Origin of the sequence: Streptomyces sp. NPDC012508, from assembly GCF_042902595.1 — a bacterium.
Taxonomy (GTDB): Bacteria; Actinomycetota; Actinomycetes; order Streptomycetales; family Streptomycetaceae; genus Streptomyces.
Genome location: NZ_JBIBEO010000010.1, coordinates 346911 through 365237 on the forward strand (window position 1 = coordinate 346911; position 18327 = coordinate 365237).

General features: G+C 73.9%; 12 protein-coding genes and 1 pseudogene. 9 read left to right on the forward strand and 4 right to left on the reverse strand.

What is annotated here, in order from left to right:
* Positions 1 to 80: 80 nt before the first annotated feature.
* The 8 genes and pseudogenes from ACFY8U_RS31665 to ACFY8U_RS31700 all read left to right on the forward strand — a co-directional run bounded on the left by ACFY8U_RS31665 (position 81) and on the right by ACFY8U_RS31700 (position 11763).
* A complete protein-coding gene (locus ACFY8U_RS31665; RefSeq protein ID WP_389575655.1) occupies positions 81 to 1532 on the forward strand; it encodes a PLP-dependent aminotransferase family protein in 1452 nt (483 codons plus the stop codon).
* Between the two features lie 101 nt (positions 1533 to 1633).
* Entirely contained in the window at positions 1634 to 3223 is a 1590-nt protein-coding gene (locus ACFY8U_RS31670; RefSeq protein ID WP_389575656.1) for an alkaline phosphatase D family protein, read from the forward strand.
* A 78-nt stretch (positions 3224 to 3301) separates the two neighbouring features.
* Positions 3302 to 4747, forward strand: coding sequence for an SWIM zinc finger family protein (locus ACFY8U_RS31675; protein ID WP_389575657.1), 1446 nt, complete (start codon positions 3302 to 3304; stop codon positions 4745 to 4747).
* Positions 4744 to 7491 carry a DUF6493 family protein gene (locus ACFY8U_RS31680; protein WP_389575658.1) on the forward strand — a complete coding sequence of 916 codons (2748 nt, stop codon included), beginning with the start codon at positions 4744 to 4746 and terminating at the stop codon, positions 7489 to 7491. The genes ACFY8U_RS31675 and ACFY8U_RS31680 overlap by 4 nt, the downstream gene beginning before the upstream one ends.
* Positions 7492 to 7567: 76 nt before the next feature.
* On the forward strand, positions 7568 to 8959 hold the full coding sequence (locus ACFY8U_RS31685; RefSeq protein WP_389575659.1) for a GNAT family N-acetyltransferase: 1392 nt from the start codon (positions 7568 to 7570) through the stop codon (positions 8957 to 8959).
* Between the two features lie 102 nt (positions 8960 to 9061).
* A pseudogene (locus tag ACFY8U_RS31690) lies at positions 9062 to 9294 on the forward strand (hypothetical protein); the annotation flags it as partial.
* A gap of 135 nt (positions 9295 to 9429) precedes the next feature.
* A complete protein-coding gene (locus tag ACFY8U_RS31695) occupies positions 9430 to 11133 on the forward strand; it encodes a DUF885 domain-containing protein (protein ID WP_389575660.1) in 1704 nt (567 codons plus the stop codon).
* Between the two features lie 183 nt (positions 11134 to 11316).
* Entirely contained in the window at positions 11317 to 11763 is a 447-nt protein-coding gene (locus ACFY8U_RS31700; RefSeq protein ID WP_389575717.1) for an Lrp/AsnC family transcriptional regulator, read from the forward strand.
* 84 nt (positions 11764 to 11847) lie between these two features.
* Here the strand turns inward: ACFY8U_RS31700 and ACFY8U_RS31705 are convergent, their stop codons facing one another.
* The 4 genes from ACFY8U_RS31705 to ACFY8U_RS31720 form a co-directional block, all read right to left on the reverse strand.
* Positions 11848 to 12585, reverse strand: coding sequence for a hypothetical protein (locus tag ACFY8U_RS31705; protein WP_389575661.1), 738 nt, complete (start codon positions 12583 to 12585; stop codon positions 11848 to 11850).
* 168 nt (positions 12586 to 12753) lie between these two features.
* Positions 12754 to 15762 carry an AAA family ATPase gene (locus ACFY8U_RS31710; RefSeq protein ID WP_389575662.1) on the reverse strand — a complete coding sequence of 1003 codons (3009 nt, stop codon included), beginning with the start codon at positions 15760 to 15762 and terminating at the stop codon, positions 12754 to 12756.
* Positions 15759 to 16937 (reverse strand): exonuclease SbcCD subunit D, encoded by a 1179-nt coding sequence (locus ACFY8U_RS31715; RefSeq protein WP_389575663.1) that lies wholly within the window; start codon positions 16935 to 16937, stop codon positions 15759 to 15761. The genes ACFY8U_RS31710 and ACFY8U_RS31715 overlap by 4 nt, the downstream gene beginning before the upstream one ends.
* 99 nt (positions 16938 to 17036) lie before the next feature.
* Positions 17037 to 17663: a YigZ family protein gene (locus tag ACFY8U_RS31720; protein ID WP_361437610.1), complete on the reverse strand. Its 627-nt coding sequence runs from the start codon at positions 17661 to 17663 to the stop codon at positions 17037 to 17039.
* A 234-nt stretch (positions 17664 to 17897) separates the two neighbouring features.
* Here ACFY8U_RS31720 and ACFY8U_RS31725 point away from each other — a divergent pair, with 234 nt between their 5' ends.
* A complete protein-coding gene (locus tag ACFY8U_RS31725) occupies positions 17898 to 18320 on the forward strand; it encodes a CoA-binding protein (RefSeq protein ID WP_361437607.1) in 423 nt (140 codons plus the stop codon).
* Positions 18321 to 18327 lie beyond the last annotated feature (7 nt).

Below are 18327 nucleotides of genomic sequence, written 5' to 3' on the forward strand. Positions count from 1 at the left end.
CGGGCGAGGCGGCGACGGCCGCGATGAAGGTACTCTCCACCGCGCTGTGCCGAGCGGAGTGACCAGGGAGGGGCCCGCGCATGCAACCCACACCGGCCTGGGAGCTGCTGCTCCCGGCGGCCGCCGCACCGGCCAGGCGGCGCGGCCGGGCGCTTCAGGAGGCACTGCGGGAAGGCGTTCGCACGGGGCGGCTGACGGCCGGGACCCGGCTGCCGTCCAGCCGTGAACTGGCCGCCGACCTCGGGGTCTCGCGCGGCCTGGTGACGGAGGCGTACGAGCAGCTGACCGCCGAGGGGTATCTGCGCAGCGACCGCGGTTCGGGCACCTGGGTCGGAGAGGCGGTGCGGGCGGCCACGGACCGCGCGGTACGCGACGCGGCGCCGCCCCCGTCCGGCGTACAGGTCGACTTCCGCCCCGGTACGCCCGACCTCGCGCTCTTCCCACGCGCGGCCTGGGCGTCGGCCCAGCGATCGGTGCTGTCCTCGCTGCCCCACCGGACGCTCGGCTACCCGGACCCGCGCGGGCTGCCGGAGCTGCGGACGGCGCTCGCGGGGCTGCTCGCACGGCGGCGCGGGGCGGTGGCCGATCCGGAACGCCTCGTGGTGTGCTCGGGGGTCGCCCAGGCGTCGACGCTGCTCGGCTTCGTGCTGCGGGCACGGGGCATGCGGACCGTCGGGATCGAGGACCCCGGCAGCCCCGAGCACGGACGGCTGTTCGCCTCCACCGGCCTGGACACCACGTGGCTGCCCGTGGACGAGGAGGGGCTGCTGCCCGGTCCGCTCAAGGCGTCGGGGGTACGGGCGGTGGTGGCGACCCCCTCCCACCAGTTCCCGACCGGGATCGCGTACTCGGCGGCGCGCCGGGCCGCACTGCTCGACTGGGCGCGGACGGTGGACGGGTACGTCCTGGAGGACGACTACGACGGCGATTTCCGCTACGACCGGGCCCCGGTCGGCGCGCTCCAGGGCCTCGATCCGGAGCGGGTCGTCTACGCCGGGTCGGTGAGCAAGTCCCTGGCCCCCGGGCTGCGGCTCGGCTGGATGCTCGTACCGCGGGAGCTGCTCGCCGAGGTCGTGGAGCGCAAGCGGACGATGGACCTCGGGAATCCGGCCCTGGACCAGGCGCTGCTGGCCGAGTTCGTGACGCGCGGGGCGTACGACCGGCAGCTGCGCCGCTGCCAGCGGGCCTACCGGGAGCGGCGGGACGTCCTGGTGGCGGCGCTCACGGAATCCTTCCCCGGCACCTCGGTGAGTGGCATCGCGGCCGGTCTGCACATCATCGCGCGCGTGCCGCGGCGTTACGGCCCCACGGCGCGCTTCGTGGCGCGTGCGGCGGAAGCGGGGGTGGCTCTGCGCCCCCTGGAGGAGTTCGGTACGGCGCGGCCGAGGGACGGCGCGGTCCGGCTGGTGCTCGGCTACGCCCATCTGACGCCGTCCCAGATCGGGCGTGGGGTGCGCCTCGCGGCGGAGGCGTGCGGCGCGGCCCCCGGGTCAGGGCCGGCTGAGGGGGGACCTGGCCCGAACGGGGGGTGACTCCGGGGTGTTCACCCCGGGTTCGTGTCCGCGCCGCTCCTGGCCGTTAGGCATGGGGCGGCACAACGCACCCGCTCCGTACCGCACTTGGAGGCGCTTCGATGTCCAGCTCCGTCCCCGAAGGCCCGTCCCCCGCCCGCCGCAGCGTGCTGCGCGGCTCGCTCGCCGCGTCGGCGGCGCTCACCCTCGGCGGCGCCGCGGCCGCCGCACCGGCGCTGGCGCTCTCGGGACGGCCGCGGGCCGCCTGGGGGGTGCAGACGGGTGATGTGACCGCCTCCTCGGGGCTGGTCTGGGTCCGTTCGGACCGGCCCGCCCGGATGATCGTGGAGACGTCGTCGAGCGAGTCGTTCCGCCGTACGCACCGCCATGTCGGACCCCTGCTGGGGACGGGCAGCGACTTCACCGGGACGACGGCGCTGCGCGGGCTGCCCGCGGGCGAGCAGATCCACTACCGGGTCACCCTCGCGGACCCGGACGACCCGCGCCGAACCGGCGAACCGGTCGTCGGCACGTTCCGTACGGCCCCGGCACGGCGGCGCGACGGGGTGCGTTTCCTCTGGTCGGGCGACATCGCCGGGCAGGGCTGGGGCATCAACCCGGACATCGGCGGCTTCCGGGCGTACGAGGAGATGCGCCGGCTGAACCCGGACTTCTTCCTGTGCAGCGGCGACACCATCTACGCCGACGGCCCGCTCCAGCCGAGCGTGACGCTGCCCGACGGCCGGATCTGGCGGAACGTCACGACGCCGGAGAAGGCGAAGGTCGCCGAGACCCTGGACGAGTACCGCGGCAACTTCCGCTACAACCTGCTCGACCACAACGTGCGCGCCTTCAACGCGCAGGTGCCGTCGATCGTGCAATGGGACGACCACGAGGTCCGCAACAACTGGTATCCCGGCCAGATCCTGGACGACGCCCGCTACACCGAGAAGGACGTGGACGTGCTCGCGGCCCGCGCCTCACGGGCGTTCGCCGAGTACTTCCCGGTCTCCACGCTCCACGCGCGCGGTGGCGGCGCCAAGGGCCGGATGCACCGGGTGGTGCGGTACGGCCCGCTGCTGGACGTCTTCGTCCTGGACATGCGCTCGTACCGCAACGCCAACTCCCCCGGCCGGCAGGCTGACGACACGACGGGCATCCTCGGCGCGGAGCAGCTCGCCTGGCTCAAGCGGGAGCTGAACCGCTCCCGGGCGGTGTGGAAGGTGCTCGCCGCCGACATGCCGCTGGGCCTCGTCGTCCCCGACGGTTCGGCGAACATCGAGGCGATCGCCCAGGGCGATCCGGGCGCGCCGCTCGGCCGGGAGCTGCAGATCGCGGAGCTGCTGCGGTTCATCAAGCACCGCCGGATCACCGGCACGCTGTGGCTGACCGCGGACGTGCACTACACCTCCGCACAGCACTACGCCCCGGAGCGCGCCGCCTTCCAGGACTTCGCGCCGTTCTGGGAGTTCGTCTCGGGTCCGCTGGCCGCGGGCGGCTTCCCGGCCAACGCGCTGGACTCCACCTTCGGGCCGGAGCGGGTCTTCGTACGGGCGCCGGAGCGGGCGAACCTGTCGCCGATGGAGTCCCCGCAGTACTTCGGGGAGGTCGACATCGACGGAGGCAGCGGGGAGTTGACGGTCCGGCTCCGGGCTGAAGGCGGGACGGTCCTGTTCAGCAAGGTGCTCCGGCCGGGTCGCGTGGGGCAGTAGGGCGGCCCGGGTCCAGGACGCCTGTCCCCGGAGGGCGTTCGGGGCCGATTGTCAGTGGTGGGTCCTAGCGTTTTCGTCATGACGCGATCCGTACAGGCGCTCGCCTACTCACGCCCGTCCGCCCTGCGCTCCTCCGGGGACGGACAGCTTCTCGGCCTGGAGACCTCCGGGGGTCTCACGCCGGCAGGCGCCGAGGCGCACCCCCGTTTCTTCGCCGGGTTCCTGACGTCTCCGCAGATCGCCGCGCGGGGTCTGCTGGCGGTGGCGGACGTGGCGGCCGCCCGCTACCACCAGCGGATACGGCCGGGGTCGCTCGACCCGGTCGTGACAGGGAACGGCGACCGGCTGCGGTTCGAGTCCTTCTCCGGCTGCGGCGGGGTCTACGCCCGGCTCGACGTGCTGAGCGAAGGGCTCGACGGCGCCACGACCGGGCACGGCACCACCAATGTGGATGTCAACAACCCGCTGCGCGAGGCCCTGTCGCGGATGACGGGGAGCGATCCGCTGCATCTGCGGGTCGGCCCGGAGGAGCTGGCGGTGACGACGCTCGAGGGCGCGGTCGTGGAGAAGAAGGTTCCGCTGCCGGACCGCTGGCTGCGTGGTTTCGCGGAGGCGCAGGTGGCCTCGGCGGGCTTCGATCTGCGGGCCGAGCTGACGGGCGCGGAGGCGGTCCGGTTCCTGCGCTCGCTGCCGCGTGCGCAGGGGGCGGGGCGGCGGGGGCCGCTCTGGGTCGTCCAGGCCGGCCGGACGCTGCGGCCGACGACGCGGCCGGTCGCGGGGGCGGTCTGTCTGCCGGGGCCCGATCGGCTGGTGGCGTTGGAGCGGGTGCTGCGCCACGCGACGGCGTTGCGGGTGTACGGGCCGGTTCCGGACGGTGTCGCGACGGCGAGCGCCTGGGAGGTGACACTGCCCGGGATGCGCCTGACGCTCACCCTCTCGCCCGACGCCGCGCGGGGCTTCTCCGGCGAGGGCGGGGTCCTGGAGGCGCTGGCGACGGAGGAGGCCGCGCAGGACGCCGAGCTGATCTCGGTGCTGCTCTCCTGGGAGCCGAAGATCGACCTGGCCGAGCTGGGTGACCGGTCGGGCCTCCCCGTGGACCGCGTGCGGGCCGCGCTGACCCGGCTGGGGACGGCCGGGCGCGTGGGGTACGACGTGGCCGACGCCGCCTACTTCCACCGGGAGCTGCCGTACGACGCGGACCGCGCCGAGCGGCACAACCCCCGGCTCGTGGCGGCCCGCGCCCTCGTGACGGAGGGGGCGGTCGTCCTCGACGGCGCCCTGGCGACGGTCGCGTCGGGTGAACGGCGCTACCAGGTGCGGGAGTCGGACAGGACGCTGACCTGCACCTGTCAGTGGTGGGCGGACTACCGAGGCCGCCGAGGCCCGTGCAAGCACGCGCTCGCGGTGCGAATGGCCCGGCGAAGCGCGGTGGCCGGGGCGGCGACGGGTGCCGTGGACGATGCCATGCCCGGGGCAGCCGCTCCGGCTGCGGCCGGAGCCGAGTCCTTCGGCGGTGCGCGATGAGCGACGGATTCGACCGAACCGCGCTGAAGGCGCGGCTGACCGCGGCTCGGGACGGACGGGCGGTGGACAAGCTGCTGACCGCTGTACGGGCGGGGCGGGTCCAGGACGTTCCCGGGCTGCTGAAGGAGCTGGGGCCCGGCGACCGGAAGACGGCCCTCGCGGAGCTCAAGGCCCTGCGGACCGAGGTCCGCGGCTGGAGCTGGAGCCGGTGGAACGAGCAGGTTGCGGTCCAGAAGGCGCTCCGGGTCGCCGGGGCGGGGTGCCACACGGGCGCGGCGGCGGCCGCCGCCTGGATCGGGGGCCGGGACCTCAACAACTGGGCCCGGGGTACGAGCCACTTCGTCCTGGACGTGCTCGCCGACCGCGACCCGGCCTGGCTGGGCGATGTCGCGCAGCGGCTGGCCGAGCGGCCGGCCGTGGCGGAGGGCGAGTACCGGCTGGTGCGCGAGCTGGTGACGCGCTCGGGCTGTGCCGTGCCGACGACGGACGGCTATGTCATCGGCTGGACGGGCGCGGTGACCGGGCGACGGCTCCTGGAGGAGCTCCGCGCCGACCCCCACACGCCGCTGCTGGTGCCCCGCATCCTCGACATGGTCGAGACCCCGGACCGGCTCACCTGGTCCGTGGGCCCCGAGGCCCCCACGCACTGGCCGACGGCGCTCGCGAGGCTCGCCGCGGAGGGTGTGCTCGACCGCGCGTCCCTGGTGGACGGCTGCGTGGCGCGGCTGCTGCGCGGCGGCCGGGCGCGGGACCTGCGTTTCCCGCTCGCCCTGCTCCAGCTCCTGGATCCGACGCCCGAGGAACGGCGCGGCCGGACGGCGGACTGGATGGGGATGGCCGCGGACGCGCCGTCGCCGGTCGCCGCGTACGCGCAGGAGGTTCTGGCGGGACTCGCGGGCGTCGGCGACCTGTCGACGGCGGAGCTGGCCGAGATGTCCGGTCAGGTGCTGTTCCGTACGGAGAAGAAACTCGTCCGGGCACAACTGACGCTTCTGACGAAGGAGCTGAGGAAGGCCCCGGGCGCGGCGGCCGAGCTGCTGCCCGTGGTCGCGGAGGCGTTCGGGCACGAGGACACGGGGATCCAGGAGCGGGCGCTGAAGCTCGTCGGACGCTACCTCCCCGAGGTGGACGAACAGGTGCGGGAGGAACTGGCGGGCGCCGCAGCCGTGTTGAGCCCGGCGCATCGCGAGGCGGCCGCGGAGCTGTTCGGCCCCACGGGTCTCGCCGACGACCTTCCGTACGAGGAGACGCTGCCGCCCGTTCCGGAGCCGAGGCGGGTGGCGGCACCGGCCGCCACGGTCGCGGAGCTGGTCGAGGATCTGGTGACCGTCTCCAAGGGCCGTGCGGACGCGACGCCGGAGGAGTTCGAGCGCGCCCTTGACGGGCTCGTGCGCCACGCACACCGAAACCGCGAGGAGCTGACCGCCGCCGTGGCGGGGACCTTCGCCGATGCCTGGTGGGCGGGCGAGGAGGGAGACCTGCGGGACCACTTCGCCCACGCGACGCACGGCGTGGACGTGGTGATGGCCACCCTCATGGGGCGAGTACGGCCGTCCCGCATCCACGACGCCCGGGTCCGCGGACGGTCCCCCTCGTCCTGTGTGCACGGCGCGCTGGACGCGGTGGTCGACGCCCGGCTGTGGGAGGTCGCGGCCCTCATCGGCACGGACAGGCTGCCGTTCCTGCTCGCCGCGCCCACCTGGCACACCGGGGCGATCGAGCCGTCCGTACTGGTGGACCGCTTGCGCGCCTACCGTGACGCGGGCATCGAGCCGGCCCCCACCGACCTCGCGCAGGCACTGCTGCGGGTCCGTAAGGGCGACCCGTCGGCCACGGAGGCGGCGGTCGGCGCCTCGGCGCTCGGCACCCGGGCCGGGGAGCGGCTCGCAAACTGGCTCACGGCGGACGTCTCACTCGCCCCCGGTCTGCGGTTCCTCGCCCGGGGACAGGGCGTGAAGGAGGGCACGGGGTCGCTGGCGGACCGGTTCGTCCTGAAGATCCGCGAGCGCCGGGCGGTACGGGAGGAGTTCCCGCCCGTCTTCCGGTGGCTGGGCGGCGCCGAGACCGAGGCCCACGGCCGCTGCCACCACTGGATCGGGGAACGGCGGAACTGGCCGGGTGTCGTGCCGGACGACCGGGAGACCCTGGCGGCCTGGCTGCTGCCCGTGCTCGCGGGCGGGGTCGGCTGGGACGAACGCGGCACGTCCTGGGGTATGGCGGCCCTTGCCGAGGCCGACGGTCCGGTCGGTGCGGCGACCCACCTCGCCCTGGCGCTGGCGCTCGGCTCCCGCCACACGGAGGACCGGCTGAACGCCGTGGACACGCTGCTCGTCCTGGCGGCGCGCGGCGATCTGGATCCGCTCCGGCTCGGCGAGGCGCTGGCCGGTCTGGTCGGCGAGGGGACCGTCAGGACCAGCCGCCTCGCGGACGCGGCCCGGACGGCCGCGGCGACGGGCGCGTACGGCACGACCTGGTCCGTACTGGCGCCCCTCCTCCCCACGTTGCTCGCGGCCGAGAAGCCGGTGCGAGGGCTCGGTGAGCTGCTCGCCGTCGCCGCCGACTGTGTGGAGCGGTGCGGGGCCGGCGGGGAGCCGGCGGGACTGGACGCGGTGGCGGACCGGCGTGGTTCCTCACAGCTCGTCGTCCAGGCCGGGCGGCTACGGAAGGCGCTCCGTGCGGGGTCGTCAGACATCCCTCAGAGGGCCGGTCAGGAGACGACACAAGCGGCCGAAAACGACCAGTAAGCTCACAGATCGGCGCTTAACCCGTCAGTCACAAAGCGTTCGTGATCACGCAACACCGCTGGGTCACAGTGAGGTCATGACCGATGTGACTTCTGCCAAGAGCTCCCGCCGCCCCCACCACTGGCGGCGGGACCTCATCGAACTCGCCGCCCTGTTCACCGCCGTGGTGGTGGCCGACACCATCGCCAAGACCGTCGTCCGCGGCGCCGACGGTCCGTACATGCTCGTGTTCTCGGCCATCGCGCTGATCGCCACGGCCACCTTCCACACCTGGTGGGCTCGGCGTCATAGTCATGCGCCGCCCGCCAGCGATCCCGGCGGCAGCGGGCCGACCCCGCTGCCGGCGGCCACCGGCGCCCCTTCGCCCGAGCGTGAGCCCGTGGAGACGACCCTCTGGCGGATGCGGACCACGGTCCGCGACACCCCGGGCAGTCTCGCCGCGCTGTGCACGGCGCTGGCCCACCACGACGTGGACATTCTGACCCTCCAGACCCACCCGCTCGCCGAAGGCACCGTCGACGAGTTCCTGCTGCGCGCCCCCGCCGGCCTCCAGGCGAGCGAGCTGACCCGCGAGATCGCGAGGGGCGGCGGCACCCACACCTGGATCGAACGCGCCGACGCCCATGACCTCGTGGACACCCCGACCCGGCTGCTCGGACTCGCCACCCGGACCGCGCTCGACGCGGCCGAACTCCCGCTCGCCCTGCGCCAGCTCCTCGGCCGCTGCTCCATCCACTCGCTTCCCGCCGTCTCCCTCACCGGCCGCCCCACCGGCGAGACCGCACCCGTCGAGGGAGTACTGGAGGAGACGGTGATGCGCCTGCGCGACCCGAACGGTGGCGTAATCACGATCGAGCGGCCCTATCTGCCGTTCACCCCGACCGAGTTCGCCCGCGCCAGGGCGCTCGTCGAGCTGGACGCCCGGCTCGGTCCGCGCATCCCGCGCAGCCAGGACGTCCTCACCCTGCCCGAGGGCAACGAGATCACCGTCCGCCGCGCCGACCAGCGCGACCTCGTCGCCGCGCGCGCCATGCACGACCGCTGCTCCGCGCGGACGCTCGGCCTGCGGTACCACGGCCCGGTCGGTGACGCCGACCGCTATCTCGACCATCTGCTCAGCCCCCGCTTCGGCCGCACCCTCGCCGTGCAGACGACCTCCGGCCGGCTGGTCGCCCTCGGCCATCTGCTCTGGGACGGCGACGAGACGGAGGTCGCCCTGATGGTCGAGGACGACTGGCAGCGCCGGGGCATCGGCTCCGAACTCCTCGGCCGACTGGTCGCGATGGCCGTCGAGGCCGGCTGCGAGAGCGTCTACGCGGTGACGCAGTCGTCCAACACCGGCATGGTGGCCGCGATGCGGGCCCTGAACCTCCCCCTCGACTACCAGATCGAGGAGGGAACCCTGGTCATCACCGCTCGCCTCTCCTCGACTCCGACGCGGAGCCGTCTGCCGCTGGGCGAGCGCTGACGGCCTGAGGACAGGAGGGCAGGAGGGCAGGAGGGCCTGCGGGGGACACCTGAGCCGGGGTGCACCCGGGTGTCGGAAAAACGACCCACGGCACGTGGCCGGATCCCTTCCACCGGGCCCGGCCTCAGCCGTACGTTCTCCGCCTCCCCGCCCCACACCCCGACCGCCCACCGCGAGCTCGCCGCCGAGGTGGGCGAGGCACCTGCCACCCCTCCGCCGGGGCATCGCCGCCGACTGGATCCGGCCAAAGTCGGTCGAGGGCTTGAAGGTTCCGTACTCACCAGTTGCGTCCGCCCCGGCGCGAACTGATCGGCCCGTCCATCGAGCGCAAGCGCGGGTGACGCGCGTCGACTCGCGGCCGGGCCCCTCTCGGAACCGGTACGGACCACCCGTTCCGAGCGCTCATTTGTCGGCCTAGTGAGATCGATTGAGGGTGACGCGAGGACGGTGGAGGGCTCAGGATGAACCTCATGCCAGAGACTTCCAGCAGCGCGCTGCCCCGCCAGGTCGCCGACAGCTACGTCGACGCTCTCATCGAACTCGACCCGATCACCGGTACATACCTGGGAGTCAAGGGGAGCGCGGGCCTCCTTCCCGACTTCTCGCCGGCCGGCCAGGAGGCGGTGGCCGACCTCGCCCGCCGCACCCTCGCACGGCTCGACGAGGCCGAGCGGCTGCCGGGCGCGGACAGCGACGCCGAGCGGCGCTGCGCCCGTCTGCTGCGGGAGCGCCTGACGGCCGAACTCGCCGTCCACGAGGCCGATGAGGGACTCTGCGCGGTCAGCAACATGCGGTCCCCCGCGCACAGCGTGCGCATGGTGTTCACCGTGATGCCGACCGGGACCGAGGAGGACTGGGAGGCCGTGGCACAGCGGCTGCGCGCGGTTCCCACGGCGCTGGAGGGCTACCGCGCCTCGCTGGCGCTCGGCCTGGAGCGCAAGCTCCTGGGCGGACCGCGGCCGACCGCGACCTTCGTCGGGCAGCTGACGGAGTGGTCGGGCGGGGAGGGAGAGGGCCGGGGCTGGTTCGAGGAGTTCGCCGCCGCGGCTCCCGATTCGCTCGGTACCGATCTGCGTACGGAGCTGGCCTCGGCGGCCCGTGGCGCCACCGAGGCGGTCGTGGCACTGCGGGACTGGATGCGCGACGTGTACGCCCCCGCGGTCGCCGGCGCGCCGGACACGGTGGGCCGCGAGCGGTACCAGCGGTGGTCGCGCTATTTCAACGGCACGGACCTGGACCTCGACCAGGCCTACGCGTACGGCTGGTCCGAGTACCACCGCCTCCTGGGTGAGATGCGTACCGAGGCCGAGCGCATCCTGCCGGGTTCCGGACCGTGGGAGGCGCTCGCGCACCTCGACGTCCACGGCACCCACATCGAGGGCGTCGAAGAGGTCCGGGTCTGGCTGCAGAAGCTGATGGACGAGGCGATCGAGGCGCTGGACGGCACCCACTTCGAACTCGCCGAGCGCGTACGCAAGGTGGAGTCGCGCATCGCCCCGCCGGGCGGCGCCGCAGCCCCGTACTACACCGGCCCGTCGGAGGACTTCTCCCGGCCCGGGCGCACCTGGCTGCCGGTCGACGGCCAGACCCGCTTCCCCGTGTACGACCTGGTGTCGACCTGGTACCACGAGGGTGTGCCGGGCCACCATCTCCAGATCGCCCAGTGGGTGCACGTCGCCGACCAGCTCTCGCGCTACCAGGCGACGATCGGCGGGGTCAGCGCCAACGCGGAGGGCTGGGCGCTCTACGCGGAGCGGCTGATGGACGAGCTCGGTTTCCTCCCCGACGCCGAGCGGCGCCTCGGCTACCTGGACGCACAGATGATGCGCGCCTGCCGGGTGATCGTGGACATCGGCATGCACCTGCGGCTGGAGATCCCGGCGGACTCGCCGTTCCACCCGGGCGAGCAGTGGACGCCGGAGCTGGCGCAGGAGTTCTTCCAGCGGCACAGCAGCCGTCCGCCGGCCTTCGTCGAGAGCGAGATGACCCGCTATCTCTCGATGCCGGGGCAGGCGATCGGCTACAAGCTGGGCGAGCGGGCCTGGCTGCTCGGGCGCGCCAACGCGCAGGCGGCGCACGGCGACGCGTTCGACGCGAAGGCGTGGCACATGGCGGCCCTGTCGCAGGGCCCGCTGGGCCTCGACGACCTCGTGGAGGAGATCTCGCGCCTCTGACCGCCGGGCGAAGAAACCCCTCAGAGGCGCCCAGCTCAGAGGGACCCGGCGCAGAGGAACCCTGCGCGGGAGGGTGCGGGTCGGCGGGGAATCCTGCCCGGTCCGCGTCCCGGACCGTGAGAACTCCCCGGTGATCGCTTGATCGGCCGGGGATTCCCCTGCACCATCTCGGTCATGACCGCCATGACCGAGTACACCCCGGACGCCATCGACTGGCGCATCCTGGACGCGCTGCAGGCCCAGGGCCGGGCCAGCTTCACCGAGCTGGCCCGTGCCGTCTCCATGTCGGCCTCAGCGGTGACCGAGCGCGTGCGCAGGCTGGAGGAGGCCGGGGTGATCACCGGCTACACGGCCGTGATCGACCAGGAGCGGCTCGGGCTCCCGATCCTCGCCTTCGTACGGCTGCGCTACCCGAACGGCAACTACAAGCCGTTCCACGATCTCCTCGCCTCCACGCCGGAGGTTCTGGAGGCGCACCATGTGACCGGCGACGACTGCTTCGTGCTCAAGGTCGCCGCGCGGTCCATGAAGCACCTGGAGGAGATCTCAGGGAAGGTCGGCACGCTGGGTTCGGTGACGACGAGCGTCGTGTACTCCTCACCCCTTCCCCGGCGCGCCGTCAGCCGCTGACCGGGTAACGGTCTGGGCCGTTCATACGGGAGGGCGATGGGTTGCCTGGCTCGCGGCGCTTCGTGGCGCCTGAAGAGTGAGGCATCAGAAGCGGTCCGTGCCGAACACGTTCCGCGCGGCCGACACCAGCTCCCGGCGCGCCAGGTGGTGGTTCTCCTTCCGCGCCTCCCTGTCGCGGCCGGCGGCCTCCCACTGCTGTTGCGTCCAGTTCAGCAGGAGAGCCGCCTGCTCACTGCCGAATCCGGGAAGGTCGTCGAGAGCCCGCCCCGCGTCCCTGTACTCCGGAGACGATTCCCGCTGCGCGAGGGGTACGTGATCATCCACCTCCCAGAGTCTCTCCACCGCTTCCCGCGCCCGGACCGCTGCCGCTTCACCCTGCTCCGCCCGCCTGCGCAGCTCCTTCAGCGCCCGCTTGGCGGGGGCGTTCTGCTGAGCCGTCCAGTACATGCGGCCCACGCCCTTGCGGAGTTCCTCGATGGAATCGAGAAGTGCCGCAGGCGCCGCGAGTTCGGCCTCGGCATGGGCGAGCGTGAACGCGTGCCAGCGCCGCCGGGCCTCCGGCAGAGAGTCCGTGGTGTAGAGCTGGTCCGCAGCCTCCATGCACTCGCTGGCGGCTCGCAGATAGGCCGCCAGAAGCGACCAGCGGCGGTCGTACAGAGCTTGATGGTGCGTCGCCTCCGCCGCTATCTGGGCGGCTTGCCGGGCGGCCTTGGCTTGAGCCTGGCCGCCGCGTGCCTGGACCCATCCGCCGAGCACCGTTCCCAGGGCCGTGCCGCCCACGGCTACGGCCCCGATCACAGCCGAAGTGACAGTCGCGTCCATCTGTTGCCCCCTGATCCGAGTTACGTGTGAAGCCGGCGGCTCCCCTGTCGCCGGGAACTCGGCCACGCGACGTCAGCCGCATCGCAATGGCGCGGTGCCGCCGCCCCTACGACAAACACCCCGACCGCCGCCTCGCCCCCGTCACCGTCTCCGGCAGACTCCTGCGGGTCAGGCACCGGCCCCCTTCTGCCGAACGACCGACCCCGTCCGCTCCTTGACCACCTCGAGCTGCGCGGGAATCCGTCGTCGCAGGTCCCCGACATGGCTCACGATGCCGACACTGCGGTCCCGTTCGCGCAGGGAGTCGAGGACGTCGAGCACCTCGTCGAGCGTCTGGTCGTCCAGGCTGCCGAAGCCCTCGTCGATGAAGAGGGTGTCGAGCCGGACGCCGCCCGCCTCGTCGGTGACGACGTCGGCGAGGCCGAGCGCGAGGGCCAGCGAGGCGAAGAACGTCTCCCCGCCGGAGAGCGTGGCCGTGTCCCGCTCGTTGCCCGTCCAGGCGTCGACGACGTGGAGGCCGAGGCCCGCGCGCTTTCCGCCGGAGCGGGCGTCGGAGTGCACGAGGGTGTAGCGGCCGGAGGACATGCGCTGGAGCCGGGCGGTCGCGGCGGCCGCGACCTGCTCCAGCCGGGCCGCCAGGACGTACGACTCCAGACGCATCTTCCGTTCGTTGTCCGCGGAGGTGCCCGCGGTGAGTCCGGCGAGCCGGGCGACCCGGTCGTACTCCTCGCGCAGCGGTCCCAGACGGCGGACCTCGGTGTCGGCCTGCCGGGAGAGCCGCCCCAGTTCGGCGGCACGGTCGCGGACGGAGGCGAGGGCCGACGTGGCGTCCCTCAGGGCACGTTCGGCGGCGGTGTGCGCTGCCTCGGCCGCCGAAGGATCGGCCGGCGGGCGTTCGGCGGCGGCCCGGGTCTCCGGCTCGGCGAGCCGGTCGGCGACGGCGGCGGCCTCTGCCTGCCAGGCGTCCAGACGCTGCTGGAGCGCGCGGTGTTCGCCGTCGGCCAGGAGCGCGGCGGCAGCCTCGGCGGGGGTGTCGAACCCGGCACGGAAGGCGGCGTCCGCGAGCCGGCCGTCGGCCTCCTTCAGCCGCCGGGCGCTGAGCTCGACGGAGCGTACGGTCTCGGCGGCGTCGATCAGGATGGCGATCTTCCGCTCCAGCCGTGAGGCGTGTTCGGCGACGCTCCCGGACTCACCGCGCCCCCGGGCCACTTCGGCGTCCAGGGCGGTCTGCTCCCGGTCGAGCGCCTCCCGCTGCGAGGTCCGCGCGGCGACGCGCCGCTCGGCGTCCCGCTGCGCCCGGACCCGGCTCTCGTACTCCCGCTCGGCCCGCGCGAGCGCCTCCCGCAGTCCGTGGGTCTGCGCGGCGAGAGCGTGGGCGTCGGCGTGCTGTCGGGTCAACTCGTCGACCTCGCGGACCAGTTCGCCGACCGTCGGTTCGGTGGTGTCCGCCGCTCCCTCGCCGGCCTCCGCGCGGGCCGCCGCCCACGCCTCGGCGGTGGCCGCCGTGTCGCGTTCGGCCGCCGTGCGGGACTCCTCCGCGCGGCTGAAGGCCTCGTAGGCGGCGTCCTCCGTGGCGCGGTCGACATGGTCGGTGCCCGTGCGGGCGGGGGCCGGATGGTCGGCGGAGCCGCAGACCTGGCAGGGCGCTCCGGGGGTGAGGGCCGCGGCCAGTTCGGCGGCGATGCCCTGCAGTCGGCGGGCCTTGACGTCCAGCCACGCCTCGTGGGCTTCGTTGCGGCGCTCACGGGCGGCCGTCAGCCGGGACTCGGCGGTGGCGGCCTGCGCGGCGAGCGTGTCACGGCGGTGGGCGGCGGCCAGCCGTCGCCGGGCCGGTTCGAGGCGGCCGGCCAGATGCTCGGCGCGGGCGGCGGCTTCCTGGGAGGCCTCGATCCGAGCGGTCAGCTCCGTCCGGCGGGGTTCCCAGCCGCCGAGCCAGTGGGCCGCGTCCTGGAGTATCTCGTCGTCGGCCCGGGCCTGCCGGCTGAGGTCCGTACGCTCCCCGGCGATCTCGGCGCTGCGCCGTTCCGCCCGCCGGGCCGACTCGAGTCCGCCCAGCTCCTCGCGCAGCCGCCGTTCGAGGGCGGAGAGCTGCTCGGCTCCCGCGTCGGCGAGGTCGGCGGGCAGGCGGCCCCGGCTCTGCTCCCGGGCAGCGCGCGCGGTCGCGTGCTCGCGCTCCGCGTCGGCGCGCAGGCCGAGGGCGGGAGCGACGAGATCGGCCTTGCGGGACCGGTCGAGCACCGCCTGCGCGCGGTCCCGCTCGGGCCTGCTCGCCTCCAGCGCCTCCCGGCGCCGCCGTGTCTCCGCGTACCGCGCCTGACGGGCCGCCAGGTCCCGTTCCGCGTCGAGCACCCGGCGGGCGGCGGCCTGCCGCGACTCGGCCGCGAGGACGGCCGAGTCGGCGATGTCGAGCGCCTCGCGCGCCTCGGAGCGCGCCACGGCCGCCAGGGTCAGGACGGCCTGGGCGAGTCCGGGCTCGCCGGGCCGCTCGTCGACGACCGCGCCGCCGGTGACCTGCGCGATCCGGTGGGCGAGCGCGAGCAGCCGCTCGTCCCCGGCCCGTACCTGCTGTTCGGCCGCGCGCCGCAGATCGGCGAGCCGCTCCTCCACGGCCGCGAACCGGCGGGTGTCGAAGAGCCGCCCGAGCAGTTTGCCGCGCGCCTCCGCGTCCGCCCGCAGAAAGCGGGCGAAGTCTCCCTGGGGCAGGAGCACGACCTGGCAGAACTGGTCCCGGCTCATGCCGACGAGCTGGGTGATCTCCTCGCCGATCTCCTGGTGGGAGCGGCTCAGCTCGGCCCACGCGCCCGTGCCGGAGTCGTACGCCCGCAGCCAGCTCTGGGCCTTCTCGGTGGTGAAGCCGCCGCCGCGCCTCTTCGGGCGTGGCTGGGCGGGCCGCCGGGTGACCTCCAGCCGCCGCTCGCCCACGGTCAGTTCGAGCGTGACCTCGGTGTACGTGCCGGCCGGGGCGTGGTCGCTGCGCAGCGAGGTGCCGGGCGACTGACGGGCACCGGGCACAGCTCCGTACAGGGCGTAGCAGACGGCGTCGAGGACGGAGGTCTTGCCCGCGCCGGTGGGGCCGTGGAGCAGGAAGATGCCCGCGCTGGACAGGGCGTCGAAGTCGATCTCCTGGGTGGTGCCGAACGGTCCGAAGGCGGTGACGGAGAGGCGGTGGAGTCTCACCGGGCGCCCACCTCGCGCTCCTGTACGGCGCTGTCCACCCGTACGTCGTCGAAGGCGCCGTACAGCACGGTCCGTTCGGTGTCGTCGGGTCCGGCGCCGCCCCGCACATGCGCCACGAAGTCCTCCGCGATCTGCTGGTCGCTGCGGTCGCGGAGCCGCTGGGCGTACGAGGCGAGCGGGTCGCCCTCGGTGCGCTCGGGCTCGAAGACGAGGTTCAGGGTGTGCGGGAAGCGTTCGGCGAGCCGGGCCATGGGGTCGGCGGGCCGCACGGGGTCGGTGAGGGTCGCCTCGACCCAGGACTCCTCGTGCCGTACGAGGGCGGGGTCGGCGAGCAGGTCGTCGAGCCGGCCGCGGATCCGGGCCAGCGGCCGGGGCACGGGGCAGTCGACGCGCTCGGCCGCCTCGATCGTCCCGTCGGCCCCGAGGTCGATCAGCCACATGCTCTTGCGGTGGTGGACCTCGGAGAAGGAGTACGCGAGAGGTGAGCCGGAGTAGCGGACGCGCGGGGTGACGGTCTGGCTGCCGTGCAGATGGCCCAGGGCCACGTAGTCGACGCCGTCGAAGACTCCGGTGGGGACGGCGGCCACCCCGCCGACCGTGATGTCCCGTTCGCTGTCGCTCGGTTCGCCGCCGGCGACGAAGGCGTGCGCGAGGACGACCGACCGGGTGCCGGCGGGCCGCGTGGAGAGGTCGGCGCGGACGCGGTCCATGGCGGCGGCGAGCACCGCCTCGTGCCCGGCCTTGGCGGCGCCGAACCGCTCGCGCACGAGAGCGGGTTCGAGATACGGCAGGCCGTAGAGCGCCACGGATCCGTAGGCGTCGTCGAGCATGACGGGCGTCCCGACGCCGGCCGGGTCGGTACGGAGGTGGATGCCGGCCCGCTCGATGAGCCCGGCGCCGACGCCGAGGCGGCGGGCCGAGTCGTGGTTGCCGGAGATCATGACGGTCGGCACGCCGGCCTCGGCGAGCCGGTGCAGAGCGGTGTCGAAGAGCTCGACGGCGGTGAGCGGCGGCACGGCCCGGTCGTAGACATCCCCGGCGACCAGGACCGCGTCCACGTCACGCTCGCGCACCGTGGCCACCAGGTGGTCCAGGAACGCGGACTGGGCGTCGAGCAGGCTCACCCGGTGGAACGACCGTCCCAGGTGCCAGTCCGACGTATGCAGGAATCTCATGATCGAGGAGCGTATCGGTGGGGTCGGACAACGGCCGGGGGATCGGGAAATCCGGAGGTGCCCGGGACCGCGCGCCGGGGGATCACCCGGTCCGGGCGCTCAGACATCGCCGTACGCCTCGCCGCCCAGTTCCACGCGCGCGGTGCCGGCCGTGACGTCGGCGAGCCAGGCCCTGAACGCCTCCACGTCGGCGTCCGGGAGTCCGATCTCGATGGCGACGGCCTCGCCGTAGCGCACGTCGCGCACGCTCCGGCCCGTCGCCCGCAGGTCGTTCTCCAGCTTGCCCGCGCGCTGGTGGTCGACGGTGACGGTGGCGAGGCGGAAACGCTGCCGGGTGAGGGTGCCGAGCGCGTCCAGGGCCTCGCCGACGACCCCGCCGTACGCCCGGATCAGACCACCCGCGCCGAGCTTCACGCCGCCGTAGTAGCGGGTGACGACGGCGGCGACGTACCGCACCTCGCGCCGCATCAGCATCTGGAGCATCGGGACACCGGCCGTACCGCCGGGCTCGCCGTCGTCGCTCGCCTTCTGGACGGAGGCGTCGGCGCCGATGACGTACGCGAAGCAGTTGTGCGTGGCCGTCGGGTGCTCCTTGCGGATGCGCGCGACGAAGTCCTGCGCCTCCTGCTCGGTCGCCACCGGTGCCAGCGCGCAGATGAAGCGCGAGCGGTTGATCTCGGTCTCGTGCACGCCCTCGCGGGCGAGCGTGCGGTACTGCTCCTGCATCCCGCCACCCTATGCGCCCGGGAACACGCCTCCGTCCCCCGCCGACTGCTCCGGCCGCTCCTCGCCGGGCTCCGTGGGCGGCAGGGCCCGCGGGGCGAGGGGCCGGCCGGCGCGAGTGTTACCCGATTCACTGAGGCGGCCCGCCCGCACCGCGGGGCGCGACGGTCCGCGTCCTCGGGAATCACCGGTGCCCGTGGCTCGTTGTGGAGGACGACGAGCCACGGGAGGCAACGGATGAGCGTCGAGACGGCGACCACGGAGTCGGAGACCGTACGGAAGATCCTGACGGCCACGGGAGACACGTGGGCGGTCGTGGGTCTCTCGTCGAATCAGAGGCGCGCGGCCTACGGGGTCGCGGCGGTGCTCCAGCGCTACGGCAAGCGGATCGTGCCCGTGCACCCGAAGGCGGAGACCGTCCACGGCGAGCAGGGCTACGCCTCGCTGGCCGACATCCCGTTCCCGGTCGACGTGGTCGACGTGTTCGTCAACAGCGAGCACGCGGGACAGGTCGCCGACGAGGCGGTCGCCGTCGGCGCCAAGGCGGTGTGGTTCCAGCTCGGCGTGATCGACGAGGCGGCGTACGAACGGACCCGCGAGGCGGGGCTCGACATGGTCATGGACCGCTGCCCCGCCATCGAGATCCCCCTGCTCCCGTAGGGCTCGA

Coding starts and splice junctions, on each gene's coding strand:
- ACFY8U_RS31665 (WP_389575655.1), top strand. CDS start 81: ATGCAACCCACACCGGCCTGGGAGCTGCTGCTCCCGGCGGCCGCCGCA.
- ACFY8U_RS31670 (WP_389575656.1), top strand. CDS start 1,634: ATGTCCAGCTCCGTCCCCGAAGGCCCGTCCCCCGCCCGCCGCAGCGTG.
- ACFY8U_RS31675 (WP_389575657.1), top strand. CDS start 3,302: ATGACGCGATCCGTACAGGCGCTCGCCTACTCACGCCCGTCCGCCCTG.
- ACFY8U_RS31680 (WP_389575658.1), top strand. CDS start 4,744: ATGAGCGACGGATTCGACCGAACCGCGCTGAAGGCGCGGCTGACCGCG.
- ACFY8U_RS31685 (WP_389575659.1), top strand. CDS start 7,568: ATGACCGATGTGACTTCTGCCAAGAGCTCCCGCCGCCCCCACCACTGG.
- ACFY8U_RS31695 (WP_389575660.1), top strand. CDS start 9,430: ATGCCAGAGACTTCCAGCAGCGCGCTGCCCCGCCAGGTCGCCGACAGC.
- ACFY8U_RS31700 (WP_389575717.1), top strand. CDS start 11,317: ATGACCGAGTACACCCCGGACGCCATCGACTGGCGCATCCTGGACGCG.
- ACFY8U_RS31705 (WP_389575661.1), bottom strand. CDS start 12,585: ATGGACGCGACTGTCACTTCGGCTGTGATCGGGGCCGTAGCCGTGGGC.
- ACFY8U_RS31715 (WP_389575663.1), bottom strand. CDS start 16,937: ATGAGATTCCTGCATACGTCGGACTGGCACCTGGGACGGTCGTTCCAC.
- ACFY8U_RS31720 (WP_361437610.1), bottom strand. CDS start 17,663: ATGCAGGAGCAGTACCGCACGCTCGCCCGCGAGGGCGTGCACGAGACC.
- ACFY8U_RS31725 (WP_361437607.1), top strand. CDS start 17,898: ATGAGCGTCGAGACGGCGACCACGGAGTCGGAGACCGTACGGAAGATC.